This window comes from Marinomonas spartinae, assembly GCF_016461715.1.
In the GTDB taxonomy this organism is placed as follows: Bacteria; Pseudomonadota; Gammaproteobacteria; order Pseudomonadales; family Marinomonadaceae; genus Marinomonas; species Marinomonas spartinae_A.
The window spans coordinates 147,856-174,834 of the sequence record NZ_JAEMUI010000001.1 but is presented as its reverse complement, the minus strand read 5'-3'; the positions used below and the strand labels follow the sequence as shown (position 1 = coordinate 174,834).

23 protein-coding genes are annotated in these 26,979 nt (G+C 43.8%); 12 read left to right on the top strand and 11 right to left on the bottom strand.

Features of this window, described 5'->3' with window-relative positions; genetic code table 11:
- Positions 1-132 precede the first annotated feature (132 nt).
- Complete coding sequence (locus tag JHD45_RS00780) at positions 133-1,308, bottom strand: GGDEF domain-containing protein (protein WP_199474062.1); 1,176 nt, start codon at positions 1,306-1,308, stop codon at positions 133-135.
- Between the two features lie 107 nt (positions 1,309-1,415).
- Here JHD45_RS00780 and JHD45_RS00775 point away from each other — a divergent pair, with 107 nt between their 5' ends.
- From JHD45_RS00775 to JHD45_RS00765, 3 genes are all read left to right on the top strand, one after another.
- Positions 1,416-2,393 carry a glutathione S-transferase family protein gene (locus tag JHD45_RS00775; protein WP_199474059.1) on the top strand — a complete coding sequence of 326 codons (978 nt, stop codon included), beginning with the start codon at positions 1,416-1,418 and terminating at the stop codon, positions 2,391-2,393.
- A gap of 177 nt (positions 2,394-2,570) precedes the next feature.
- A complete protein-coding gene (locus tag JHD45_RS00770; RefSeq protein WP_199474056.1) occupies positions 2,571-3,503 on the top strand; it encodes a glucosaminidase domain-containing protein in 933 nt (310 codons plus the stop codon).
- Between the two features lie 160 nt (positions 3,504-3,663).
- Positions 3,664-5,580, top strand: a complete 1,917-nt coding sequence (locus tag JHD45_RS00765; RefSeq protein WP_199474054.1) for a beta-ketoacyl synthase — start codon at positions 3,664-3,666, stop codon at positions 5,578-5,580.
- Positions 5,581-6,137: 557 nt separating this feature from the next.
- Here the strand turns inward: JHD45_RS00765 and JHD45_RS00760 are convergent.
- From JHD45_RS00760 to JHD45_RS00750, 3 genes are all read right to left on the bottom strand, one after another.
- Positions 6,138-7,019: a sugar nucleotide-binding protein gene (locus tag JHD45_RS00760; protein WP_199474051.1), complete on the bottom strand. Its 882-nt coding sequence runs from the start codon at positions 7,017-7,019 to the stop codon at positions 6,138-6,140.
- On the bottom strand, positions 7,016-7,813 hold the full coding sequence (locus JHD45_RS00755; protein ID WP_233407476.1) for a TatD family hydrolase: 798 nt from the start codon (positions 7,811-7,813) through the stop codon (positions 7,016-7,018). Before JHD45_RS00755 ends, JHD45_RS00760 begins: the two co-directional genes overlap by 4 nt.
- Positions 7,814-7,935: 122 nt before the next feature.
- Complete coding sequence (locus tag JHD45_RS00750; protein ID WP_199474036.1) at positions 7,936-9,492, bottom strand: phosphoenolpyruvate carboxykinase; 1,557 nt, start codon at positions 9,490-9,492, stop codon at positions 7,936-7,938.
- A gap of 498 nt (positions 9,493-9,990) precedes the next feature.
- Between JHD45_RS00750 and gndA the strand changes: the two genes are divergently transcribed.
- On the top strand, positions 9,991-11,514 hold the full coding sequence (gene gndA / locus JHD45_RS00745) for an NADP-dependent phosphogluconate dehydrogenase (RefSeq protein WP_199474033.1): 1,524 nt from the start codon (positions 9,991-9,993) through the stop codon (positions 11,512-11,514).
- Positions 11,515-11,634: 120 nt separating this feature from the next.
- On the opposite strand, the gene JHD45_RS00740 is transcribed toward gndA, so the two are convergent.
- Positions 11,635-12,357, bottom strand: coding sequence for an RNA methyltransferase (locus tag JHD45_RS00740; protein ID WP_199474031.1), 723 nt, complete (start codon positions 12,355-12,357; stop codon positions 11,635-11,637).
- Between the two features lie 299 nt (positions 12,358-12,656).
- Between JHD45_RS00740 and JHD45_RS00735 the strand changes: the two genes are divergently transcribed.
- Positions 12,657-13,445, top strand: coding sequence for an inositol monophosphatase family protein (locus JHD45_RS00735; RefSeq protein WP_199474028.1), 789 nt, complete (start codon positions 12,657-12,659; stop codon positions 13,443-13,445).
- A gap of 134 nt (positions 13,446-13,579) precedes the next feature.
- On the opposite strand, the gene galU is transcribed toward JHD45_RS00735, so the two are convergent.
- Positions 13,580-14,410 (bottom strand): UTP--glucose-1-phosphate uridylyltransferase GalU, encoded by an 831-nt coding sequence (gene galU / locus JHD45_RS00730; RefSeq protein WP_199474026.1) that lies wholly within the window; start codon positions 14,408-14,410, stop codon positions 13,580-13,582.
- Positions 14,411-14,461: 51 nt separating this feature from the next.
- Entirely contained in the window at positions 14,462-15,352 is an 891-nt protein-coding gene (locus JHD45_RS00725) for an ArgP/LysG family DNA-binding transcriptional regulator (protein ID WP_199474024.1), read from the bottom strand.
- 108 nt (positions 15,353-15,460) lie between these two features.
- On the opposite strand from JHD45_RS00725, the gene JHD45_RS00720 reads away from it, so the two are divergent.
- Positions 15,461-16,066 carry a LysE/ArgO family amino acid transporter gene (locus tag JHD45_RS00720; protein WP_233407474.1) on the top strand — a complete coding sequence of 202 codons (606 nt, stop codon included), beginning with the start codon at positions 15,461-15,463 and terminating at the stop codon, positions 16,064-16,066.
- Between the two features lie 69 nt (positions 16,067-16,135).
- Here the strand turns inward: JHD45_RS00720 and JHD45_RS00715 are convergent, their stop codons facing one another.
- Together JHD45_RS00715 and JHD45_RS00710 are read right to left on the bottom strand one after the other, a co-directional pair.
- Positions 16,136-17,419 carry an MFS transporter gene (locus JHD45_RS00715; protein WP_199474022.1) on the bottom strand — a complete coding sequence of 428 codons (1,284 nt, stop codon included), beginning with the start codon at positions 17,417-17,419 and terminating at the stop codon, positions 16,136-16,138.
- Between the two features lie 533 nt (positions 17,420-17,952).
- Entirely contained in the window at positions 17,953-18,885 is a 933-nt protein-coding gene (locus JHD45_RS00710) for a LysR substrate-binding domain-containing protein (RefSeq protein WP_199474021.1), read from the bottom strand.
- A gap of 161 nt (positions 18,886-19,046) precedes the next feature.
- Between JHD45_RS00710 and JHD45_RS00705 the strand changes: the two genes are divergently transcribed.
- The 6 genes from JHD45_RS00705 (at position 19,047) to JHD45_RS00680 (ending at position 24,850) form a co-directional block, all read left to right on the top strand.
- Positions 19,047-19,568 (top strand): TRAP transporter small permease, encoded by a 522-nt coding sequence (locus JHD45_RS00705; RefSeq protein WP_199474019.1) that lies wholly within the window; start codon positions 19,047-19,049, stop codon positions 19,566-19,568.
- A gap of 1 nt (position 19,569) precedes the next feature.
- Positions 19,570-20,868 carry a TRAP transporter large permease gene (locus JHD45_RS00700; protein WP_199474012.1) on the top strand — a complete coding sequence of 433 codons (1,299 nt, stop codon included), beginning with the start codon at positions 19,570-19,572 and terminating at the stop codon, positions 20,866-20,868.
- Positions 20,869-20,912: 44 nt separating this feature from the next.
- Entirely contained in the window at positions 20,913-21,917 is a 1,005-nt protein-coding gene (dctP, locus tag JHD45_RS00695) for a TRAP transporter substrate-binding protein DctP (protein ID WP_199474010.1), read from the top strand.
- A 68-nt stretch (positions 21,918-21,985) separates the two neighbouring features.
- The gene (locus JHD45_RS00690) at positions 21,986-23,107 is read left to right on the top strand and encodes an NAD(P)/FAD-dependent oxidoreductase (RefSeq protein WP_199474008.1); all 1,122 of its coding nucleotides are present in this window, start codon (positions 21,986-21,988) and stop codon (positions 23,105-23,107) included.
- Positions 23,085-23,411, top strand: a complete 327-nt coding sequence (locus JHD45_RS00685) for a (2Fe-2S)-binding protein (protein ID WP_199474006.1) — start codon at positions 23,085-23,087, stop codon at positions 23,409-23,411. Before JHD45_RS00690 ends, JHD45_RS00685 begins: the two co-directional genes overlap by 23 nt.
- Positions 23,412-23,461: 50 nt before the next feature.
- Positions 23,462-24,850 (top strand): NAD(P)/FAD-dependent oxidoreductase, encoded by a 1,389-nt coding sequence (locus JHD45_RS00680; RefSeq protein WP_199474005.1) that lies wholly within the window; start codon positions 23,462-23,464, stop codon positions 24,848-24,850.
- A gap of 80 nt (positions 24,851-24,930) precedes the next feature.
- Here JHD45_RS00680 and choV read toward each other — a convergent pair whose 3' ends face one another.
- Together choV and choW are read right to left on the bottom strand one after the other, a co-directional pair.
- A complete protein-coding gene (gene choV / locus JHD45_RS00675) occupies positions 24,931-26,118 on the bottom strand; it encodes a choline ABC transporter ATP-binding protein (protein ID WP_199474003.1) in 1,188 nt (395 codons plus the stop codon).
- A gap of 2 nt (positions 26,119-26,120) precedes the next feature.
- Positions 26,121-26,966, bottom strand: coding sequence for a choline ABC transporter permease subunit (gene choW, locus JHD45_RS00670; protein WP_199474001.1), 846 nt, complete (start codon positions 26,964-26,966; stop codon positions 26,121-26,123).
- Positions 26,967-26,979 lie beyond the last annotated feature (13 nt).

Sequence of the window (26,979 nt, the reverse complement as noted above, 5' to 3'; positions counted from 1 at the left end):
CTCAAACCACCTGACACTTTTCTTTGCAATAAAAAATAACCAAATGGTCAATAATTCAATTTTTAAGAATTATAGAGATCTTTTTGTCCAACGCAATAGCTACGAAACAAAAAGTTGACCAATCGTACAAATTTACACATTTGCCTTATTTTTACTCGACCGATGATTAGTCGGCTTAGAGAACACAACACAATTTCGCCCTTTGCGCTTGGCCTGATACAACGCCTTATCCGCGCGCATTAACACTTCATCAGCCAGTTCCCCTGGTGTCGACAACGCCACACCAAAACTGGCCGTTACACTGGTCTCAATGGTTTTCTTCTTTTTAGGGTCATAGACTTCAACTGGCATGGTTTCAATCTGAGTTCTAACCTCTTCTAAAATCGGCTCAATATCGCTCAGTACTTTGGCACGAAAGACCATAGTAAACTCCTCACCACCAAAACGATACGCCCGCCCAGGGTGAGAAAATCGCTGTAATTGACGGGCCACATGAGCTAGTACTCTATCTCCCATATCGTGCCCATAAGTATCATTAAATGACTTAAAATGGTCCACATCTGCCATTACCAAGGCATACTTCCCAGATAATCCCAACAAATTTTCATTTAAAGCTCGTCTACCTGGCAACGTTGTCAGCTCATCCAGGTACGCCATTCGATGACTTTCCATTAATAAAAAGAACAGCCATACAAGACACTGTGCAGACAACAGCACATCGACCTGATTCGAAGAAATAGAAAACAGGGTCATGACCATTAAGCCAACGATACTCATCAATGCACTGGCACAAAAAGCATCATTGGCGAGCCACCACGTACAGCCAGTAACCACCACACTAACCAGCAAAACACACCACAACAACAGCGTAGACCATGTGATCTGGAAAGATAAAAATGACTGATCCAGAAAGGAAAAAGACACCCACTTAGCATCAACGGCGTAACACCAAGCCAGCAACATGGCAATGAACAAAAAACGGTTCACAACAAAGCGATTGAAAAACCCGCGTTCACGAACAAAGCTTAATAGCGCAATGCAAAAGCAGGAGACAGCCAAATAAGCGTTCACCGATTCCGTACTGGAATGCCCATATACCTTGGGTATCAACAACAAACAGATCACAACAAGTACACGCCCTTTGTTGAAGTGCCAAGCTAGCAACACCGCAACAGCCGATAAAATGACAGGCATCCACGGCAACAACGCAAACCAAAGAGGTGGCAGATGGCTGATATATAAACTACCGTACACACTGGCCAGCAGAATAAAGCACGGTATCAACAAAGACTGAAAACGCTCAATCATAAGCACCAACACATCGAATCATTCGATTAAAAAGGATCAATATTACGCTCCGAAACTACTCGATATTCATTGATAATAAACAGATTGATACTCACAAGGAGAACCACATGGGATTACTCATTGACGGCCAATGGGCAGACAAATGGTACGACACTGACAGCACTGGCGGAAAGTTTGTACGCAGCGAAGCGGTATTCCGCAACTGGATCGTCAGTCCGGCCAATTATGACAGCACCAACTCAACTCACTTTCCGGCAGAATCAGATCGATACCATCTTTATGTTTCTCTCGCTTGTCCTTGGGCTCATCGAACACTTATTTTTCGACAACTTAAAGACTTAGAAGATCTCATATCCGTCAGCTGTGTCCATCCTGATATGCTGACAAACGGCTGGGAGTTCAAAGAAGACGCCACCTTTCAAGACCCCTATATCGACATGGGCGATCCACTCTATCACTCAAGCTTCGCTCATCAACTTTACACAAGAGCCAAAGCGGATTACAGCGGACGTGTTACCGTTCCCATCTTATGGGATAAACGAACGCAAACCATTGTCTCAAATGAATCCGCCGATATTATTCGCATGTTCAACTCAGCATTCAATGATCTCACAGGTAACACATTGGACTTTTATCCCAGTGAGCTCTCATCTGAGATAGATGCTATCAACCAACGCGTTTATGATACGGTCAACAACGGTGTATACAAATGCGGCTTTGCCACCACCCAAAAAGCTTACCAGGAAGCACTGAAACCATTATTCAGCACTCTGGATGACATCGAAGAGACACTAAAACACTCCACTTTTCTCGTTGGCGATAACCAAACAGAAGCTGATTGGCGCCTTTTTACCACCCTCATTCGCTTTGATGCCGTGTATTTTGGTCACTTCAAATGCAATCTAAAAAGAATAATAGACTACCCTAATCTAAACAGGTACTTACAAAAACTTTTCAATACAAAAAATGTCTCTAATACCGTCAATTTACAGCATATAAAACGCCATTATTATTACAGTCACCATATGATAAATCCGACTAGGATCGTCCCTGAGGGCCCAACTACGCTATTTCGTCAAACATAGTGAAAGATAACGAATATTAAGACAAAGCCAAGGAGATAAATGATAAAGCTATTAAAATGTGCTTTTTTTCGAGATAATGGACTCACTTTTTTATAAAAAACACACTAATTAGAAAAGTCTCATTTAAAATCAATGAACTTTGCATGTTATAAAAAGAATCGAGACCCTTAGTCATTTATGGAAAGAAAAATTCTCTGGCTTATATCATTTGCGCTTATTTTTATCCTCTGGTTAAAAATAGAATCCGTCGGCAAACTGAACGAAAATAACACATCGCAGGCCTCATCTGGACAAGTGTCTAGTGAACAGTCTTCTAATGGGGAAGCCGAGGAGGAAGCAGACCTACAGGATCAGGCCAATCTATCAGGAGAAAGCTCAGCAGAAGAAAAGGATTACTTCAAGAAGCATCCGGTGACAACTAAAACACCTGACTTTTCAGCCATAAAAGATGTGAATGAGCGCAAACAAGCCTTTTTCAGCTTTATTAAACCTTTTGTTGATGAAAAAAATGCCCAAATCCTTCGACAAAGAAAGCGTTTATTCTCCTTGTTAGCAACGCTGAAAAAAGGGGATTCTTTGTCAGCAAAAGATAAAGCTTGGCTTTCGGACTTAAGATCCAGTAGTGGTCTTGATAAAGTAGACAGCCCGAGTGCCGATGACATAAAACAACTGCTTAACTACGTTGACATTGTACCAAGCTCCTTAGTACTTGCTCAGGCGGCAAACGAATCGGCTTGGGGAACTTCTAGATTTGCGACCGATGGAAATAATTATTTTGGTCAGTGGTGTTTTAGAAAAGGCTGCGGCCTAGTACCTGAATCGAGAGATGATGGTGCTGCACATGAAGTGAGAAAGTTTAACGATGCAAGAGAGTCCGTGTTTTCCTACATTGATAACCTTAATCAAAACGCCGCCTACAAAAAGCTAAGAGCGATCCGAGCTAACTTGCGCAAAGACCACGATCCCATTACAGGGCTCGCTCTTGTTCATGGCTTAGATAACTACTCGCAACGCGGGCAGGCCTATGTTGACGAAATAGAAGGACTTATTGAATACAATAAACTGTGGCGTTTTAATACCCAAAATGACCCAAAAGTAAGTGTTAACTAATATACTAAAATAAACACAATAGAGACCAAGCAAAAAAGTCTCTTAAAAACCTGTTGAGCCGATTGGAATAACATCTATTTCCATATAGTAGGGTGGCTAACTAAGCCCTCCTTCATTACAATAGCTCTAACTTTTACCCATTTAAAACGAGGAAATTCAATTGGCCCGTTTACCTGTTATTATTGGCTTTGGCGGAATAAATTCAGCTGGTCGCAGCTCTTCACATCAAGCCTATCGCCGTATTGTTTTTGACCTCCTACCCAGTCACATGCAACAAGATGTGTTACTCGATCTTGCGACATTAACGAACGCAGCTGACTATCGAAATGGCTTATGGCACACCGATGATGGCGAAGCCTTAGATGATATCGCGCTAATCGACAGCATTGGCGAGACGTTACTCGCTCAAACGCTGATTCGTCGTATCCACCCAAGTTTATTTGATGTTGATCACGTCACGCTTCATAAGAAATCTGTTCTTGCACCCAACAGCCAAGAAGAAAAACTCAGTTTTACGATCAAAACGCGCTCACTGCCCGATGATCGTCCAGCCAACTGGCATGTTGCTGCGATTTCAGACAATCTTTCACGCGTCACAGTAGATGGCAACCTAGAAGCCTTTATCAAAGATACCAGACCATTATCAGTCAAATCTGCAGGACAACTTCCCACTGGGTTTGATGCGGCCAAGCTTTACCAAAGCCGCAACCATCCTCGAGGTTTGCAAATGACGGTTTATGGTGCTTCGGACGCATTACAAAGCACAGGTATTGACTGGGAAGTAATTCGTAGCAAAGTAGCTCCCGATGAGATGGCCGTTTACGCTGCTAACTCCATTGGGCAAATGGACGATTTAGGGTTTGGCGGCATGCTCAAATCCGCACTAATGGGAAAACGTACCACGTCTAAGCATTTGCCATTAGGCTATGCCCAAATGCCTGCCGATTTTGTGAACGCTTACTTACTAGGCAGTGTTGGTAATGTAGGGACATCCATTGGCGCTTGTGCAACCTATTTTTTCAACCTAGAAAAAGCCGTTGAAGGCATTAAGACCGGAAAATTCCGTGTCGCCATGGTAGGGGGAAGCGATGCTCCGATTACCCCAGAAATCATCGAAGGCTTTCGAACCATGGGAGCCCTAGCAGAAGACACCGCCCTGCTCGCGCTTGACCAGATATCCAACCAAGCAGAACCAGATCATACTCGTAGCTGTCGCCCATTCGCGCAAAACTGCGGATTTACCATTGGCGAATCTAGCCAATGGACACTGCTCATGGACGATGAGCTAGCAATAGAGCTTGGTGCGGAAATTTATGGCGCCATCCCTGCTGTTTTCTCACACGCCGATGGTCATAAAAAATCCATTTCGGCACCCGGTATCGGCAACTATCTCACCATGACCAAAGCCATGGCTTATCTACAAAACATGATCGGCAAAACAGGCCTAACCGAACGCACGTTTATTCAGGCTCATGGTACCAGTACTCCTCAAAATCGAGTCACAGAATCTCACGTTCTGAGTAAAGCAGCGACCAGTTTTGGGGCGAAAAATATGCCCGTTACTGCAGTAAAAGCCTACATCGGCCACTCTCAAGGCACCGCTGGTGGCGATCAGTTACACCTCTCTTTGGGTGTGTGGAAAGACGGCATTCTTCCTGGGATCGTTACCTCTCAAGCCCTAGCAGATGACGTATACCAAGAAGGCCTGCACTTCCAATTGAAACACCAAGAATATGGCAGCCAATATTTTGATGCCGCTCTTCTCAACTCAAAAGGATTTGGTGGAAACAATGCGACAGCCGTCCTCATCGCACCTCACAAGGTGATGAATATGCTAAGCAAACGTTATTCACAAGAGCAAATGGCCGACTATAAAGAGAAAAACCAGCAAGTCCGAATCGCCGCAGAAGCGTATAACCAAGCAGCCATTCACGGTGAAAGCCATCCTATATATAAATTTGGCTTCCACGTTCTCGGGGGCGAAGACTTAATCATGTCAGAGTCTGAAATCCGTTTACCAGGCTACGACATCCCAGTCTCGTTAAAGGTTAATAACGATTTTGATGATATCTGCTGATCTATAGCCGCCTAATCAATCTCTCACAACACAAAAAAAACGCAAAGGCCTTAAAGCTCTTTGCGTTTTTTTATAAAGTCTATTCAGAATATTTGCCAGACTAACCCACCTTGAAAATAGCGCCCGCTTAGCCTTTAAAAATAGATCGAGAAGAACGCCACAAAGGCAGCACAATAGAAGATATCAAGCAACTGACAGCACCAAATGACAATAAGTAAATACAGGTAGACTCCGTTAAGTGCAAATACACACTTATAAAGACAAAATTAGGCAGCACGCAACATACCCAAACCCCAATAATTACCAGCATCATAGAAAAGCTTGATGGAGGCTTCACTTTTATTAATAACCACGCGCTAAAATACACATACACAAAAGCAGCCAGACAGAAAAACATAACCGTTTTCGGATTTGGCAAAGGCGCCGCACTTTGACCGCTGCTTAGCAGCGAAGTTGGCGCGGCTGAGTACCACAAAAATCCAACCAGAAGTTGCAATAAAAAAACTAATATGACCGCTTTGTGATTGATTCTATTCACGTCAGACCCTAACTAATGATTAATTCGTTTTATAAAGCTCTTTGACTAAATTTCGCAGGTTAGATCGCCAAGGACGCTGCTTAACACCATAATGGTTAAACACCCTACGACAGGACAAAGACTGCCTTTTTATTTGTGCCACCTCGCCATCCATGACCATCAGAGAGTCCTCTATTGACTCCACTTCAACATTGACCTTGGGGTCCATTTGACCAGACGTCGCTAAAATCGCCTCAACCAAACCAATCCAGCTAATTTCTTCAGCACAACAATAATGATAAATTCCTGTGTTTTTTGCCCCATAATGGCGTTGCTTGATCACAGACAATGCCACGCGAGCAAGGTCTGATACGGGGGTAGGACAGCCTACCAGATTGTCTTTATAAGCCAGATTGACGCCATCCTGAATCAAACCAAGTGTGCGGCAAACAAAATCATCACTGTGCCCACTAAACAACCACCCTGTTCGCAATACAATATTTTCTTCATGACGCAGTACGATCTCTTCGGATGCAATCAACACCCGAGCATACGAGTCTGTTCCGTCCGGCTCATCTGTCTCTAAATATGAAGCCGACTTCTCACCTGAAAACACTCTTACCGAACTGATCATCATAATCGGCGCAGTCTTCTTTTCACTTAACAAAGACAAAACATGTTGCACTTTGGAATAGTCATCCTGCAACGCATGACGCAGACTTAAAGCATCAATAACCACATCGTACTGCAGCGTCTCCAGTTCAGTCTCAACCTGACTTCCCAACAATACACTCTCTGAGGGACAAAGCCATTCAAACTCATTTTGATCTTTCGAAAAGGCTAATAAGGCGCTGCCAATTTCCGTGTCTGACCCTAATAGTAAAATACGTATAGGTGCATTAATATCGTCTTGGTTACTCAACGTTCATCCTCATACCACTTAGGAAACAATCTAAGTAGATTCTTTTTCGCTTGTTTAGCAATATCATTTACGATCCGACCTCTTAACTCAGCCAGACAAAAAGCCACTTTAGGAATACTCAAAGGCGTGTTTATTTGCCCCTGAAAACCATGCAACGGCATATCAGGCGAGTCCGTTTCCAACACATACGCATGATCTCCTAATTGTTGCACTACTCGATGGGCCTTTTTGGCCCGAGGATAAGTTATTGTTCCGCCTATCCCTAGCAAAAAGCCCCGCTCCACAAATCGATTGGCCTGCTCTAGACTACCATTAAAGGCATGAATAATCCCACCGCTGGTATGATTTGCGTCACGAATCATCTTTAGAACCACATCATAGCTTTTACGGGCATGTAAAATCACTGGCAAATTCAATTCTCTTGCGACACTTAATTGAGCCTCAAAAAAGCGCTTTTGCACCTCTACAGCCACCGCATCAGGCCAAAAATCGAGACCAATCTCGCCGATAGCGACTGCTTTTTCTTGCTCACAGACATCGCCAAGCTTATCAATATTCTCAATACATTCGCTACGCAAAAAATAAGGATGCAAACCAAATGCCACTCGCCACATAGGGTAAACAAGAGCAAGTTGCGCTACTTTTTGCCAACTCATATAGGTTGTCGAAGGCACCAAAAAATGCCGAATATTACTTTCCAGACAAGCAGACATCAGCTCAGAACGAGAGCCATCAAAAGCAGCAAAATCTAAATGACAATGAGTATCCACATACATCAGTAAAGAGTACAACATGAGACGTCATCAGGCCAGATAGACCGACATAAGAAAGCAAAAAGCCGTGCTAAAAACACGGCTTTTAAGATTATTAAGCAAAAGAAAAATTCAACTTAATAAACAACACAATAGACAGGCTATTACAAAGCAGGACCAGCCTTAACGATTTTCTCTGAAACACTGTCAAACTTTTTAAAATTCTCAACGAATTGGCTGATCAACGCCTTTGCCTGAACATGATAAGCGGCCTCATCAGACCATGTCTTACGAGGGTTTAACAGCACACTATCAACACCAGGCACCTGAGTCGGAACATCCAAATTCACGTCCTCTAAATGCTCCGTTTCCACGTCCACTAGTGCACCTGACTGGATAGCTGAAATCACCGCACGAGTCGTAGGAATGCTAAAACGCTTACCACCCTGACCATGGGCGCCCCCTGTCCAACCTGTATTCACTAAATACACTTTACTACCAAATTCTTCGATGCGCTTAATCAACAAGTCCGCATAAACATCCGCAGAACGAGGGAAGAAAGGCGCGCCGAAACAAGTCGAGAAGGTAGATTTTATGCCAGTGCCAGCCCCCATTTCCGTAGAACCAACCAAAGCGGTATAACCACTTAAGAAGTGATAAGCCGCCGCTTCTTTTGACAAGATAGAAACCGGTGGAAGAACCCCAGTAAGATCACAGGTCAAGAAGATAATAGCATTTGGCTCGCCTGCACGGTTACCAGCAGCACGTTTCTCTATATGTTCACGTGGGTAACCCGCGCGACCATTTTGCGTTAAAGACGTATCAGCATAATCCGCCACACGTGTCTCTGGGTTCAATACCACGTTCTCAACGATTGTACCGAACTTAATCGCATCCCAAATAATAGGTTCATTCTTTTGAGAAAGATCGATGGTTTTCGCGTAACACCCACCTTCAATATTGAAGACAGTATCTTTGCCCCAGCCGTGCTCGTCATCACCAATCAAAAAGCGCTCAGGATCCGCTGACAAGGTTGTTTTACCAGTGCCAGACAAACCGAAGAATAAAGTTACATCGCCTTCTGTACCCACGTTCGCTGCGCAGTGCATAGGCAACACATCGTAAGCAGGTAACAAATAGTTCTGCACAGAGAACATGGCTTTTTTCATTTCACCCGCATAGCGCATACCTGCAATCAGCACTTTACGCTCAGCAAAGTTCAAAATCACACAACCATCTGAATTGGTGCCATCGCGTTCTGGTTCACACACAAAGTTTGGCGCATTAAGAACCTGCCACTCGCCCTTTACACTAGGGTTATACACTTCTGGGCGAATAAATAGATTACGACCAAATAGATGATGCCAAGCTGTCTCTGTCCGCATAATCACTGGCAAATAATACTCATCGCCCGCGCCAACATGAATCTTAGAAACAAACGACTCTTTCGCATTTAAATACGCTTCCACACGATCCCACAAGGGGGCGAACTTCGCCTCTGGGAAAGGTCGGTTGACAGGCCCCCAATGAATGCTGTCTTTGCTAGATGCTTCTTCCACAATAAAGCGATCCATAGGAGAGCGGCCCGTACGTGCACCCGTTTCTACGACAAGTGCACCATTGTCAGCAAGCACGCCTTCGCCATTTTGCAGGGCCTTTTCAACTAACTGCGGTGTCGTTAAATTTAAATGAATGGTTGTAACCTCTGATGCGGCGCTCATTTGTATTAAATCCTCTGAACTAAAAAAAGTTTACCTGTACTGGGGCATTCCCATTTATTATAGGAAATTAAAACTGGTAAGATCGATAGTAACAAAACAATCTAAGAAAAAGTATTGTTATAACAACATGTTATTTTATTACTGTTTTGTAATTTTATAAATCAATACAACTGTTTGATTTTATTAGCATTACATTAAAAACACAGATAATAATACAAAGCAAATCGGCATGATTACGATATTTTTTTGTTATTTTCTTTCTTTTTGGTGATTATGTGACTAAATAGTAAGTAGTCTCTTTGTGTGATTCGCTTTTTTGATCGTTTCATTTCAATGACAGCGTGTCTTTTTTTAGCGAAATAAGGAGCATTTATCGCCAACAACATTAAAATTTCACAATTATTAAGTTTTTTCTTATGATTCTGCCCCTTAACTTCGGGGCTTCATGATAAGATTGGTTCTCGAATCCCCCCTATTCTAAAAGGTTGATCGAAGCTTATGTTAAACACAAATCAGAACTGCAATATTGGATTTGTCGGACTAGGAGTCATGGGTAAAAATCTCGCCCTTAATCTAGCCGACCATGGCTATCGAGTTGCAGGTTTTGATCTTGACGCCAACAAAATTAAAGACGTTCTGGATAGAGAAGAACGTGAGCGTCCAGATACTCAAAAGGAAGCCCGAATCATCGGCTGTCCTAATATGGAAGACATGTTAAGCAACCTTGCCAAACCTCGAGTGGTCGTTTTGCTCGTTCCTGCAGGCAAACCGGTTGATATCGTCTGTAACGATCTAATTAAAGCGGGAATTGAATCGGATGATATCGTTGTTGACTGTGGTAACAGCCAATGGACGGATACCATTCGACGCGAAGCAGAATATAAAGACTATTTCAAATTCTTCGGTACCGCCGTTTCCGGGGGTGAAGTCGGCGCTCGTTTTGGCCCGTCCTTGATGCCTGGTGGTGATGCGGACTCATGGAAACACCTGCAACCTATGTGGGAAGCCGTGGCTGCAAAAGTAGACAAGAATGGCAAACCAATTATCAGCAACACACCAGGCAAACCCGTCACTGAAGGCGAGCCTTGCACCGCTTATCTTGGGCCCAATGGCGCTGGCCATTATGTCAAAATGGTACATAATGGCATCGAATACGCTGACATGCAGCTCATATGTGAAGCCTACCACTTGCTTCGCTCTTTGCTAGGCTACGAGCCTGAAGAAATAGGCAAACTGTTTGAAAAATGGAATCAGGGTGATCTAGACAGCTATTTAGTTGAAATCACCGCCGATATTCTGCAGCAATATGATGCAGCTACGGGTGCACCACTGGTCGATATGATACTGGACAGTGCTGGCCAAAAAGGGACGGGGCGTTGGACTTCTATTAGTGCAACACAGATGGGTGTCCCTGCCGGTATTATTAGCGAGTCCGTCTATGCTCGCGCATTAAGTACGCTCACAACGGAACGCGAACATGCTGCCGGCATTCTGACGGCAGAAGTAGAAAGTGGCGAGATTGCTGCGGAGGAAGTTGAAAAAGCAATTGAGGAAGCTCTATATTGCGCTAAAATTTGCGCCTATGCACAAGGCTTCCAATTAATGCGTGCAGCGGAGAAAGAATATGACTGGACACTAAATTTCAGCGACATTGCGAAAATTTGGCGTGGAGGCTGCATCATCCGCGCGTCTTTCTTGCAAAGAATTGCCGATGCGTTTGATGGTAATCGTGAACTTGAAAACCTGTTATTAAGCGATTACTTCGCCGATACAATGGCCAAAAAACAAGCAGGACTCCGCAAAGCCGTAGTATTAGCGGCTCAATCAGGCGTACCTACTCCCGCTTTCTTCTCTGCTCTGGCTTACTTCGATGGTTACCGTTCAGAGGTGTTACCAGCGAACCTACTACAAGCCCAACGGGATTACTTTGGAGCTCACACCTATGAGCGTGTCGATGGCGAACCAGGTCAGAAATACCACACTTTCTGGCAAGAAGAAGGTCGTCCTGAACGCAAAGTGTAAGTAGCAACCTACTGTAACACTTTAGAAAGCGAACAAACGCCACTTATCAACGGGTGTTTATACCTAAAAAAGCCCAAACATTGTTTGGGCTTTTTTATTTAATTTTGGCTTTTCCTTTTCCTACTCTTTCATCTGCTTTTCCATAGCCGTTAGCATTCCCCGCAACATGCCTAATTCTTGTTGATCCAACTGCGCTCGTTGAAACAAACGACGAAAGCGTGTCATCACTTTTCCAGGCATTTTCGGCTCTAAAAACTCCGTTTTTACCAAGACGGTTTCCAAGTGATCAAGCAGAAAGTCAATTTGCTCTGCTGTCGCGGCGGGTAAATCCCACTTAGAGGCCACAACGGGCTCATCCTTCATTAACAGAGACTTCATCCTCAGTTCGTAAACAATCACCTGCACCGCTGCCGCGAGATTTAGCGAGCTGAAAGTATCGACTGAAGGAATATGCACATGATAGTGACAACGCTGCAATTCTTCATTGGTCAAACCACGATCCTCACGACCAAAGACAAAGGCTGTTTCCAACCCTTCATCAAAGACCAAATCAGCCGCCTGACGAGGGTCGACTAAAGGCCAAGGAATATGACGTTCACGAGCACTGGTACCAATCACCAACTGGCAATCTGCAATCGCTTCTTCTAAGGTGTCTACCACAACCGCATTGTCGAGCAAATCGCTCGCACCGGAGGCTCGGCTAATCGCTTCATCACTTGGGAAATGTTTTGGGGCAACCAGATACAAATCGGCTAGTCCCATGTTTTTCATTGCCCGTGCGGTCCCTCCAATATTGCCGGGGTGGGAGGTATTAACAAGGACAATTCTTACTTTATTCTGCATGCTAGACACTATCCATTTTTCTAAAAACGAAGGTTGCCGCGAATGTTAACAGTTTTTTCAGCAAAAACCTTAAACTGCTCAGTTTTTCACCAATTATTCACTAGCCAACGCACAACCTTTACGCTAGAATCCGCCCTCTTATTCAAGCAGATCCAGAGCGTCTTATTAAGAAAGCTGCAAACCATTCGTTTCGCTCTCTTTTTCAATCTGGGTAGGCCTACGCTCTTTAACACTTTATTGGCAACTTCTACTGCCCTTTTTAGGCAGTGGACGCATTCTCATTAGAAAGACGGTAACTTATGCAACCTAGAATTAATGTCGCAATCAAAGCCGCTCGCGCAGCAGCTGAATACATCATCCATTCTCAAGAAAAGCTCCTTTTCGACAAAGAGCAGGGCCAAAATGCCGCACAGGTCTACCAAACCGTATGCACTGGTGCTGAACGCAGCATTGTTTACCACCTTGAAAAAGCCTACCCTGGCGACACCATTACCACTCGTCTACAAGGTAGCGTACAAACAGGTGAAGAAGGCGAATGGATCATCGATGCGATCCAAGGACAGCATCTGTTCACACGTGGTCTAACAGGCCATGTTATTACCATGAGTTACTTAGTTGCTGGTAAAGTAGAGCATGCATTAGTGCTTAACCCTCATACTAAAGACGAATTCTACGCTAGCAAAGGCCGTGGAGCTTATCTTAACAATTCTCGCATTCGCACCAGTACAGCCCGTGATCTGGATAAAACGACTCTAGCAGCACAATTTCCTGCCACCGATCGCACGGCCCCTTATTTGGCTGGTCAACTGGCCCTTTTATCTGATCTTGCACAAAAAGGCGCCCGCGTTGTGATGCAAGATGCACCCGCGTTGATGCTGGTAAACACGGCGGCGGGTCGTTTGGATGCCGCTTGGGGAATAAAACTTCAAGAATGGGAAATGCAAGCGGCTTTGTTTATTGCCAAAGAAGCAGGTTGCCTGTACGCCACCTTTGATGGCTCACCTAACATTGAAAGCGGCGATGTTTTGTGTGCAAACGCACGCCTTTTCAAAGTGTTGCTGCCTGCTTTAAACAAACACCTACTTTAAAATCTAAAAAGCTAACTGACATATACTGGACTGAGTCTCCTATCCGTCTATGTCAGTTAGTCGATACAACGCAAAAGCCCGTTTATAACATCGTCATAAACGGGCTTTTTGCGTTTAACTAGTTAGCCAACCAATTATGCTTTGTAAACATTTTGGTAGCAGTAATTGGTCGCTTCGACAAAACCATCCACACTACCACAATCAAAACGACGACCCTTAAATTGGTAAGCCAATACACAGCCTTCTTTTGCTTGCTGCAAAATAGCATCGGTAATTTGTACTTCACCATTTCGACCAGCTGGCGTATTACGAATTTTATCGAAAATATCAGGCGTCAAAATGTAACGACCAATAATCGCTAAATTAGACGGGGCTTCTTCTTTGTTAGGTTTCTCAACCATGTCCGTCACACGATATAACCCCTCCATCATAGAATCACCTTTAATCACCCCATACTTGTGCACTTCGTCTTCAGGCACTTCTTCAATGGCAACAATGGAACAACGGAACTGGTTATATAGTTTCACCATTTGTGCCATGACCCCATCACCTTCCCCTTCACCAAAGCACAAGTCATCGGCTAATACGACGCCAAACGCTTCATCGCCAATCAATGGTTCACCTGTCAGAATGGCATGACCAAGACCTAACATGTTGTTTTGACGAGTAAAAGAGAAGTTAACATTATCAATCAAATAACGAATACCATCTAAATACTGTTCTTTGCTGGTACCAGAAATCTGATGTTCAAGCTCATAGCTGATATCAAAATGATCAGCAATAGCACGCTTACCACGGCCAGTCACAAATGTGACATTATCCAGACCCGCCTGTACGGCTTCTTCCACACCATACTGAACCAGTGGCTTGTTGACGATGGGAAGCATCTCTTTTGGCATCGACTTAGTCGCTGGCAAAAAACGTGTACCGTAACCAGCAACAGGGAACAAACATTTGCGAATCATACTCTTTCCTTAAATAAACAAATTTATCAGCAACCACAACCATGGTTATTTTTAACTTAACACCCTTTTTGAGACCTTCTGAACAACAGAAGAGAGTCGCTCCAAAACAGGTGAGTTCAACTTAAACCAATGCCAATAAACTGGCACAGATAATTTTTTTTGTGGAAATAGAGACACAAGCCGACCAGCCTCCACCGCTTGCCTCACTTGTATACTTGGAATTAATGCACAGACTGTACCACCAAGTACCATAGAGACAAAGCCATGAGAAGACGGATACCAGTGGCTCGTATCAGAATCCAACGGCATTCCTAAGCACTCTTTCACATAACGCGCCCATAACTCATCATTCTCATCATAAATCAATGACGGCGCACGAGCCACCGACCTAACACTAATCTTACATCTATCACATCTCAGTACATTTTCTATAAACTCAGGTGAGGAAAACAACTCATAGTGCATATAACCTAGCAAGATGGAGGTTCCACCAGAAACAGGGGTACCAATTTGACTAATACAAGCTACCACCTCGCCACGCTGCAGTAACTCTCGCGTTTTACCTTGATCCGCTGCCTTAATGTGTAAGCGCGTCTCATCCAATCGCGAAAAATCCGTCACCACATCGCTAAACCAAGTCGCCAGCACATCGTTATTTACCGCAATAGACAATGGCTGACGAGCATTCTCACCTGTTAGGTTGCCAAACAAACCGTCTTCTAACATCGCCACTTTATTAGCATGGGCAAGCAGTTGCTCTCCCAACATCGTGAGTTCAATGGGCCTAGCCCGAATCAATAGCGGCCCTGCACACTGTTCCTCTAAACGCTTCACCCTTTGGGACACAGCCGATTGCGTTAAGTTTAAGTGCTGAGCTGCTTTTTCAAAACTTTGAAAGCGCACGACCGAACAAAAACAAGCAACAGAGTGATAATCCAACATAATATATTCTAATGTAATTAAAATTTTATTAATTTATTTTTATCGAAAAATCCGTTTAAGATCAAGCTAAACGTATCAGCAAGCAAAAACCTACAGAGAAACAATATCATGGCATTCATAAGTGGATTGATTACGGGCGGCGGTCTCATTGTCGCCGTGGGCGCACAAAATAGCTTTCTATTGGAACAAGCCCTAAAGCGACACATGGCTTTTCCCATCGCTCTACTATTTATCCTAAGTGATGCACTAGCGATTTCCTTAGGTGCTTTTGGAGTTGGCGTGTTAATACATCATCAAGCAAATCTTCTGGAACTCTTTCGCTGGCTTGGAGTGACCTTTTTACTTTGGTTTGCTTACCAAAAATGGCGAAGCTCTTTTCAGGAAGAACACCTTATTGTACAGCACATTACATCAAGGCTATCGATATGGCCCCTGTTTTTAATGGCATTGGCCGTCACTTGGTTAAACCCGCATTTTTATTTAGATACCATGGTCTTAATGGGCAGCTTGGCCAATCAGTTTCCAGACAGCACACTATTCTTTGTTATTGGGGGGATTAGCGCCTCCATTATATGGTTTCTATCACTATCCATTCTCGGCCACCTATGCGCCAACTGGCTAAGCTCTGTTCGCTTCTGGCGCTGGTTTAATCGCGCAAATGCCCTGCTCATCAGTATCATCGCCATAAAAATCGCCACACAATCATCGTTTTAGTCGCATCAAAAAAAAGCGCGATTGACGATAAGAGTGTGGCGTTTTGAAAGAGCCAATGAGTAACAAACCTTATAGTTTGATCTCTACCTCATGGCTCTCTTCCACTGGCGAGATAGATGAATCGGCTTCGACCAACATTTCTGCTGTCACCACCGGACTGACAGCCAAAGCCACTTGAATCTGATCCCCTTGATCCTCGATGATCATTGGTGGCTGGTAATTTATGCGATACAAAGCAACTAGAGCAACCGTTAAATTCATCGCTGAAATGAACCAAAACAATGCGTCAATACGCACCAGATCCATCAAGGCGGATGCGAACAAAGGCCCGAAAATCCCACCAATCCCATTGAGTAAAATCATCCCACTACTCGCTGAGAGAATTTGCTCAGGTCGTAGTTGGTCATTAATATGAGAAGAGGCCAACGAATACATAGGGAAGGTAAAGGCACCAATAAAGAACATGCCAACCATCATAACAATTTCACTCTTCATCGATGCGCCAAGCGGCACAATAAAGGCACCGATAGCCCCCATTATACCAACCCAGAGAATGGTCACTCGCCGATCCTGACGATCAGACAATTTACCAATTGGCCACTGTAAAAGCATACCACCGATATAACTGGCCCCAATAAAGAGGGAAATTTTCCCAACATTCATCCCCATTCGCTGGGCATATAGGGCCCCTAACCCTAATATCGCGCCAGAAGTAACACCGGCAATGGTGACACCCGTTACCCCCAAGGGAGCTGTTTTTATCAGACCAAGAATATTAAGTTTCTCAGGCACAAGAATGGTCGGTGATGGTGTACGCACCAACAATAAAGGCACCAACGCAAGGGAAATTAATACAGAGGTTAAAATAAATAATCCATACCCACTGGGCGAGGAGACATTAAGCAAAAACTGCCCCATCGTTTGACTGGCCCATATTTCGATGATGTAAATTGAAAACAAACGCCCACGGGTATTGTTGGTAGCAATATCGTTCAGCCAACTTTCTGTCACGATAAACAAACCTGCGTAACACAAACCAGTTCCCATACGCATCAGCATCCAGAACCAAGGATTTACCACTACAGATTGCATTAAGATGGTAACAGACGCTAAAGAAGCCACGGCGGCAAATACTCGAATATGTCCGACGCTCTTAACCCAAGTAGGCACCAACTGAGACCCAAGAATAAAGCCTAAATAGTAGGCCGACATGATCAGACCCGTTGCCGTCGTATCGAACGATTCAATCGCAGCACGAATACCAATTAGCGAGCTCTGTAAGGCACTCGCCATTGTAATAATGGCAATACCAAAAAGTAGACTCCAAATTGGAAAAAGGGTTTGCTTGATCATGCAGATTCCTTTTAGCTAACAGTTAAAAACGACGTTCACTTATAATTTGAGCAGACTATACAGGCAGAAATTTGGAATGCAACACCAATTGACGTTACAAAAATAACGACTAGCTCCCTGTCCATTTAATGACGAATACAAAATTAAGGAGCGCCTTATAAATAGATAAAAAAGAGCCTTTTCAACTTTTAATAGCCATTACCAAACAAAACGTGGGGGTGTGAAGTAAAGCACATTAAAACAGCTCCAATACACTGTAGCATCTGCCATCGCAACCCACGACGGAACAATAGACCCACACGTCTCATACAGTATAGACATTGAATGCAAGAAAGTTTGTTCGTATATTATTAAGAGACCTTTGCACGATGTCGCGAGCGACGCCAAGACGCGGCAAAAACAGACGAGAAAGCGGAGTTTATCCCTATAAATGAGCATTTTGAGTCTGTTTTTAACAAAGTATTGGCAAGCGCAGCAGTCGTGCAAAAGTCTCTAAGTGTTAAAGATCTAAATTAGAACTAAACAGCTTTGTCCTAATCGATAAACTCCAGAATGCCATTACTATTTTCTCGCAATATGCCGAGCTCCTTCCGAAGCAACGTAACAAAAGATTGCACCAAGCTCGATTTGGCTTTGTGGGCGGGGTAAATCAAATTGTAACGATATTCAATCAGCGGTTCAAAAGGCTTTAATAACAAGCCTAGCTTTTGATAATGCAACGCTGCAATAGGCTCTACAATTGACACTCCATCTCCTTGTAAAACCATGGCACAGGCACTGTGCACGAGTTGAGTATCCATCGTTTTTTTGACATACACATTAGCACTTTCAAAAACATTATCTATCTTAGAACGAATACTTTGCTCGATCCCAAGAGAAATAAACGATTCCCCAGCTAAATCTTCTGGGGAAATTACGGCTTTATTGGCCAATTGATGATTCGGAGGAAGAATACAAATCATCCGAGCTTTCGCCAATATCTCGGAGCCAACCGCTCTATCAGCAACCGGAATAGCCGACACAATCCCCACATCATATTGTTGACTGGCGACAAGATCCACAACCTGTTGAGTACTTCTAACTTGAAATGACAGAGAAACACCTTGATGTGCAGTATTAAAAGCATGGATGACTGTAGGAATAAACTCAATGGATACAGCAGGCATGGAAGCAATACGGAGAAAGCCAAGGTGGCACTCTTTCAAATCGTCGGCCGCTCTCGCTAAACGCTCAAGTGAGATAAAAGAGCGTTCTACTTCGGCATAAAATACATGAGCTTCAGGCGTCGCAATTAACCTTTTTTTGTGCCTTTCAAACATGGTAACGCCCAACTCTGCTTCAAAGTCGCTCAATAAGCGGCTCACTGCTGGCTGACTAATACACATCATATCGGCAGCACCACTGGTCGTGCCGTTTAGCATCACAGCACGAAATGCTTCTATTTGACGATAAGTAAGACGAGCCAAAACTCTCTCCAGTTCATAACAAAATATGATCAACTCATACTTATAAACGATTTGATGCTATTAATTCAAGCCATCATTATTGATCAATCACTAAACTAATAAGAAAAACATGACGGTCAGATAACCATCTAATTAAAAAATATGACAATCAAGAGGTCACAATGGAACAAGTCTTTAAATATGTCTTAACCATACTCATTAGTATTGTTGCGGCAAGCCAATTTGTACAAGTCGTCACCCGCTATGTGCTTCAAACTCCCGTAATGGGGTTAGAAGAAATAGTTCTCATACCAACCATATGGCTCTATATTTTAGGCAGTGTAAATGCTTCACGTGAAGACACACAAATACGCGCAAATGTGCTGGAGATTTTTCTAAAAACAGACAGAGCGAAGTTAGTTTTACACATCATTTCCGATTTTCTTAGCATCATGGTTTCTCTATGGCTAACATGGTGGGCTTGGCGTTACTTTGCATACTCAATTCGCATCTGGAAAGAAACGCCAACACTCTATATTCCTACCTTTACCTACGAATCATCCTTATTCATAGGCTTGTCTTTAATGACGTTATTTACCATTAGCCACTTATACAAAAACACCCTTAAGCTGATAAAAAATCAAAATCCCCCTAATAACTCCTCATCAATATCCTCTCTCTCCATGACAAAAAAGGACCATTAAAATGATCGAAATAGCCATATTGGCCTTTGTAGTATTGGTGCTATTTTTATCACTTGGCGTACCTCTTCCTTACTGCTTTGGTGCAGCCTTAATGGTCATGACCCTACTAGGCGAATCCACAATGCGCGGTATGATGCTCTGGGGCTTTAGTCAGCTAACTAACCCCGTATTGTTGGCCATTCCTCTGTTTGTTTTTGCCGGAACCATTATGAGCGTAAGCGGCATTGCTGGAAGTTTATTGAATTTTGTAAATGTCTTTGTCGGCAGAATACGTGGCGGATTAGGAGTGGTTGCCACAGTATGTTGTGCGATTATTGGCGCTATATCTGGAAGTGGTCTCACGGGTATCGCCGCTATCGGCCCTCTATTGATTCCAGAAATGGAAAAAAAAGGCTACCCGAGAGCCTACGCTACCGCCTTGATTGCTAATTCTTCTGTTCTTGGCCTACTCATCCCCCCAAGTGTCACCATGATAGTGTATGGGTGGGTCACAGATACTTCTATTCTAGCGAGCTTTCTTGCCACCTTAGGACCTGGACTGCTCATCATGCTAGGCTTTGCGATTGTGAATTTAGTGATGGTGCGTAAGTTTCCTTTAGTATTAGATGAATCACTCGATACTTCTGAACTGGTCAAATTGGCTACCAAGCGAACTATTCACGCTGGCCCAGCCCTGCTTATGCCACTTATCATTTTAGGAGGCATTTATGGTGGCATCATGACACCAACCGAAGCAGCCGCTATTGCCGTTATTTACGCTCTTCCCGTTGGCTTTTTCATATACAAAGGACTAACTCTAAAAAGTTTCTTTGAGGCAGGTAAAGAGTCTGCGACAGCAGTTGGCAGTATTTTGATCATGATTCTTTTCAGTCTTATGCTCAGCCAAATCTTTGTTATGGAAAATATCCCCCAAGCAATTGTTAATGGAATTTTTCATATAACTGAAAACAAAATTATCCTGTTGATACTCGTCAATTTGTTCCTATTTGTCATAGGAATGATAGTAAACGATATTACTGCCATCATTTTAACCGCCCCACTGCTCCTGCCTTTAATGACAGCATTACATATTAGCCCAATCCAATTTGCAGCCATCATAGGCGTTAATACGGCTATGGGAGGTGTGACGCCGCCTTATGCAAGCATTCTATATTTGGGGGCTCGCATAGGTAAAGTGAAGTTCACTGAGGTGGTTAAACCCTCCATGATACTTTTACTGTTTGGTTACATTCCAGTGGTGATCCTAGTATCCGCCTGGCCTAGCCTATCAGAGTACATCCCCAAAGCATTTGGTTATTAAAAAAAGCATGAATAACAACTCATAATCACAACTGGAGAAAACAAATGACTATCAAGAAACTTAAAAAATGGACACTTATAACATCGGTTTGTCTTTTTGCTGCTGCACCCTTGTATGCAACAACATTAAAGCTTTCCCACGTTCGTCCCGAAGGCGCCACAATAGATGTAGACGTCAGACACTTTGCTGATGATGTCGCCAAAGCCACAAACAACAAGATCAAAATTCAGGTTTACCCTGCCAGTGCTCTGGGGGATTACACATTAGTGCAACAACGGGTGGGACTTGGTGCTGTCGATATGGCAGTTCAACCCCCTTCATCTTCTGTAGATAAGCGCTTTCAGATAGTGTATCTACCTTACCTTGTCAATAACTGGGCAGAGGCTAAAAAGGTCTTTGCCCCAAATTCCCCCCTTCGTAACACAGTCAGCCAGCTGTATGCCAAACAGGGTATTAAAGTTCTAGCGGGATGGCCTGTTTACTTTGGAGGCATCTCACTTAATAAATATGTCGCTAACGCGGCAGATCCTAATGTTAAAAAAGGGATTAAATTACGTGTTCCACCAGTCAAAGCTTTCCAGCTTACCGCTGACGATATCGGCTATATTGGTTCTCCTCTCCCCTTTTCAGAAGCCTTTACAGCAGTACAAACAGGTGTTGTAGACGGTGTAATGGGATCAGGAGCGGAAGGATATTACGCCTCTTTTAGAGACGTCACCAAATACTACCTTCCACTCAATACGCATTTTGAAATGTGGTACCTCATTATCAACCAAGAGACCTTTGATGACCTGAATAAGCAAGAACAAAATGCGCTTATGACAGCAGCAGCAAAGTTTGAGAGTGCTCGTTGGGAATCTGCGGAAGCAGATCAGAAGCGTAACGAACAACTGTTGGTAAAAGCGGGAGCCACTATTTTACCCGTTACAGATCAGCAAATTGAAGAGACCTCAAAAATTGTTCGTCAAAAAGTATGGCCCGTGGTGATTAAAGATATGGGGGCGAAATGGGCAGATGGTGTTTTAGATAAAGCCATCGGTACTCATTGATTTAGCACCATTTAACATGGTGGTTCGATATTTTTCGAACCACCTATAATATAAGGACAATTCAAATCATGTATATTTCTGAGAATCAAAAAAGCTCAGATACCTGCGTAATCGGCGGTGGTATTGTGGGTTTAGCCATCTCACTAGGCCTATTACGTAACGGACACAATGTTACCTTGCTTGATGAAAACGACAATGGACTTCGAGCCTCTCGTGGTAATTTTGGTTTAGTGTGGGTTCAAGGGAAAGGAGATACTCTACCTCAATATGCAACCATTACTCGCCAATCCGCCAAATTATGGAAACCATTTGCTGATCACCTAAACGCAGAAACAGGCATCGACATTCAGCTAGAACAAAAAGGTGGATTGTATTTATGCTTGAGCGAAGATGAACTGCAAGCACGTCAAGCAATGCTTACAAAAATACAGCAAGCGGCGAAAAATGATTACCCATTTTCTACCCTAGATTTAGCACAAGTTAGAGAGTTTTTTCCAGAAGCTGGCCCAGAGGTAACAGGAGCCACTTGGTGTCCAGAAGACGGGCATTTAAATCCATTGCTTTACCTGCGAGCCATGACAGAACTTTTTCTAAAACACGGTGGAAAATTGGTTCACCAAGGCCAAGTTATCAGTCTCAAACAACAAGACAAAGACTTCACCATTACCACGCAAAATAATACTGTTTTTCACTGTGGAAAAGTCATATTAGCCGCTGGTTTGGGTAATCAAAGATTAGCCCCTATGGTAGGCCTAAACGCACCCGTTCAGCCTAACAGAGGACAAGTACTGGTCAGTGAGCGAGTTCGGAACTTTCTCCATTATCCAACAGGCCATGTTCGCCAAACGGGAGAAGGTACAGTGCAAATTGGCGATTCCAAAGAAGACGTTGGGCTTAATCAAGGCACAACACTCGAAACGATGGCCCTGATTGCTTCACGCGCCCGCAAGATGTTTCCCATTCTCAAAGATCTCCGTCTTGTCAGAGCATGGGGAGCTTTACGCGTAATGACACCAGATGGCTATCCTATTTACCAACAGTCTCTATCCAATCCAGGAGCGTACCTTGTGACTTGTCACAGTGGCGTCACCTTGGGCGCTTTCCACCAAGGACCACTGGCTGACTGGATTGCTAATAATGACTTTGATCCTGCTTGGGAGGTGTTTAATGCCAACCGATTCACACTTTAATAGACAAGCCATCCGTGAATCTTCACCTATTCCAGTCACTATCAATGGGCAAACAATTATGGTTCAACCCAATGACAGTGTCGCAGCTGCTATTTTATTGTCCGGTATAGAGATGAATCGCAGAACCCCTATCAGCGGAAAAAAACGCGCACCCTATTGCATGATGGGCGTGTGCTTTGATTGCTTAGTACAAATCAATGGCAAAGAAAATATCCAAGCGTGCATGACTAAGGTGGAAGCTAATATGGACATACGCACCCAAAATGGCGCCAGACTCATTCATCATGATCTGAACCCAAGCTAATTTGTATAGAAGAACAATACATCACACCAAACAACATGAAAGCAAACGATATGAAGCAAAAAAACTATGACCTCATCATTATCGGGGCTGGCCCTGCTGGAATGAGTGCCGCCATCACTGCGGCCTCCAAAGGCCTATCCGTTGCCATACTAGACGAACAAGCATCCCCCGGAGGACAGATCTATCGTGGTATCAAAGATGCCCCTCTAAGTGACTCCAAAATACTAGGAAAAGACTATTACGTTGGAAGAACGTTACTCCAGCCATTTGAGGCAAGCCAAGTAAACTATTTTTCCAGTAGCATGGTGTGGTCGATCGACGAAAAAAATCAAATTGCGTTTAGCTGCAACGGCAAAAGCCAGCTTCTTAGCGCTAAGAAAATTCTCATAGCTACTGGTGCTCTAGAACGTCCTGTACCTTTTGCTGGCTGGACATTGCCTGGTGTAATGACCTGTGGCGCTGCACAAATACTGTTAAAAACAACTGGCATCACTCCTAAAACCCCCTTGGTTCTAGCTGGCAGTGGCCCTCTTATGTTATTGGTTGCGGTGCAGCTTATGCAAGCAGGTATCCCCATCTCCGCCATTTTAGACACGACTCGAAAAGGGCAACTATGGCAAGCCTTTCCCTACTTCCCTGATGCATTAAAAAACCTTCCCCTGTTGTTAAAAGGCACAGGGTTACTTTGGAAACTTAAAAAATCCAATATACGCATCATCAAACAAGTAAACGAACTGACAGCCTTGGAAGGCGATACCGGACAATTAGCTCAAGTTATTGCAACAACCAAAAACACCAGCATAAAGATTGACTGCCAAACTCTGCTGGTTCATCAAGGTGTTGTTCCCAATGTACAGTTAAGCCGAGCACTAGACCTTGAGCACAAATGGGACCACTTGCAAATGTGCTGGAAACCTGTTGTTAACGACTTTGGAGAAAGCTCTAGAAAGGACATCTTTATCGCTGGTGACGGCAGAGGTATTGCAGGCGCGATAGCCGCCAAATGGCAAGGAAAATTGAGTGCATTAACAATACACCAGCAAATAAATAACATCCATGACCAAGACTTAAAAGGCGAGATTAACGAAGCAAAAAATGCCCTCAATAAACACCAAGCCATAAGGCCTTTTTTAGATAAACTCTATCAACCTGCTCAAACCTTTCTAACACCGCCAGATAATGTCATAGTATGTCGTTGTGAGGAAGTCAGTGCTGGGGAAATTAGGCGGATAGCCAAACAAGGTTGCACGGGGCCCAACCAAGCAAAAGCATTTTGCCGAGCGGGAATGGGACCTTGTCAAGGTCGCTTATGCGGTCTAACAGTCAGTAACCTCATTGCACAGACCCTCCAAGTAGAAGAAGAGCAAGTCGGCTACTACCACATTCGTATGCCAATCAAACCCCTCACACTCGACGAGCTAGCGGACCTAAGTGACTAACCTCATACCATAAACACTGATCGATTAAAGACCTTTACTCGACATCGCGAGCAAAGGTCTCATCTAACGACTTCTCGCAGTTACACACCATCACGACTAAAATGTTTACCCAGCAAAGCATGATAGAAATTATGATCGGTTAATAAACCGACACATTGTCCTGCGTTTTCTAGTAAAAGTGGTCGTTTCGATTGATAGCGAATTTCCACCGCATCACGCATTTTAATGGTTTCTGGCACACGAACGATAACCCCTTCTTGAAGATCCTCAATGCCCATTCCTTCTTCCCATTGGGCAGTTGCAACACTCTCCCCCTGCGCCGATTGCACATTAACAAATTCACCCTCTTTCAATGTCATCCAAAGATTTTCCGTTAAAGAATAACGATCATCCTTTATTGGTAGCTCTGCGATTGGCGTCATCAATGAATTGCCACACAACACATGCAATGGGTTTGTATGAGCAACAAATCGCTCAACGTACTCAGTCGCCGGGTTAAGGACAATTTGTTCTGGGGTATTTTGTTGAACAATACGAGCCGATTCCATAATGGCAATTTTGGAACCAATTTTCAGTGCTTCATCTAGGTCGTGGCTCACAAAAATGATGGTTTTCTTCAGACGCTTTTGCAACTCAATCAACTCATCCTGCAACTGAGAACGAATCAGTGGATCCAATGCTGAAAAAGGCTCATCCATCAACAACACATCGGTGTCCATCGCAAAAGCGCGGGCCAAGCCTACCCGTTGACGCATCCCACCAGACAACTCATCTGGATATTTAGAAGCCCACTTATCAAGCCCCACCATTTTTAACTGCTCTTTCGCTCTCTCTAAGCGTTTGTTTTTTGGCATACCTTGCATTTCTAAACCAAACGCCACATTTTCTAATACCGTTAGCCAAGGCATCAAAGCAAAGCTCTGAAAGACCATTGACACGCGATGAGTTCGCATACGGCGCAAGGTTGTATCATCACAAGAAGCCATATCGACCATTTTGTCCCCGTCACGAACGAGGCAGCGACCACGGGCAACTTTATTGAGTCCATTCACAGCGCGCAGCAAAGTCGATTTACCAGAACCGGACAAGCCCATCAAGACGCAAATTTCGCCTTCATTTACTTCAATATTGGCATCTCGTACACCAACCACATCCCCCGTTATGCCGATAATCTCATCGCGGCCATGACCTTTATCCATGAGCGGTAACGTCTTAGCCAGGTTTTTACCAAACACAATGTCTATATTTTCAATTTTAACAACAGCCATGATTATCCCTCACGAGTCATTGATGGTGTTTTACAAATACGATCCAACATGATCGCCACCAAAACGATGGATACACCCGCCTCAAAACCTTGCGAGATATTAATCGTATTCAATGCTTGAACCACTGGGCGTCCCAAACCATTGGCTCCCACCAATGCCGCGACCACAACCATAGACAGAGACAACATAATACATTGGGTGACTCCCGCCATAATGCTTGGCATTGCGGCTGGCAACTCCACTTTGTACAGTAGCTTTGATTTCGTACAACCAAAAGCGAGCCCCGCTTCCAACAATTCATTAGGCACTTTACTCACCCCTAAATAGGTCAAGCGAATCGGTGCGGCAATGGCAAAAATAATCGTAGAAATCAAACCAGGCACATAGCCCAGTCCAAATAAAATCAAGGTAGGAATCAAATACACAAACGTCGGAATGGTTTGCATCAAATCTAAAATGGGTCGTAATATTGTATATAACCAAGGTCTATGGGCAGCGGCAATACCGATAGGTACGCCAATTAGGACACTAAATGCCGTCGCCGATATCACCATCACCAAGGTTTCAACCGTATCCTGCCAGTAACCTAAATTCATAATGAGCAACATGGAAGCGGCGATAAACACCATCAAACCAATGTTCTTATGTAAAAACCAAACACCCACGACAACAATCGCCACCACGGCCAGCGGAGGAATCCACATCAGAGCGTCAACCATAGATGTAATCATGGTTCCTAATACATTAGAAATCATGTCAAAAAAACCGGAGGCATTATTTACTAGCCAATTAACAAATGTTTCCATCCATGCGCCAAGAGGAATTTTATGGTCCGTTAGCCAATTCATAGTTTTCTCCCGA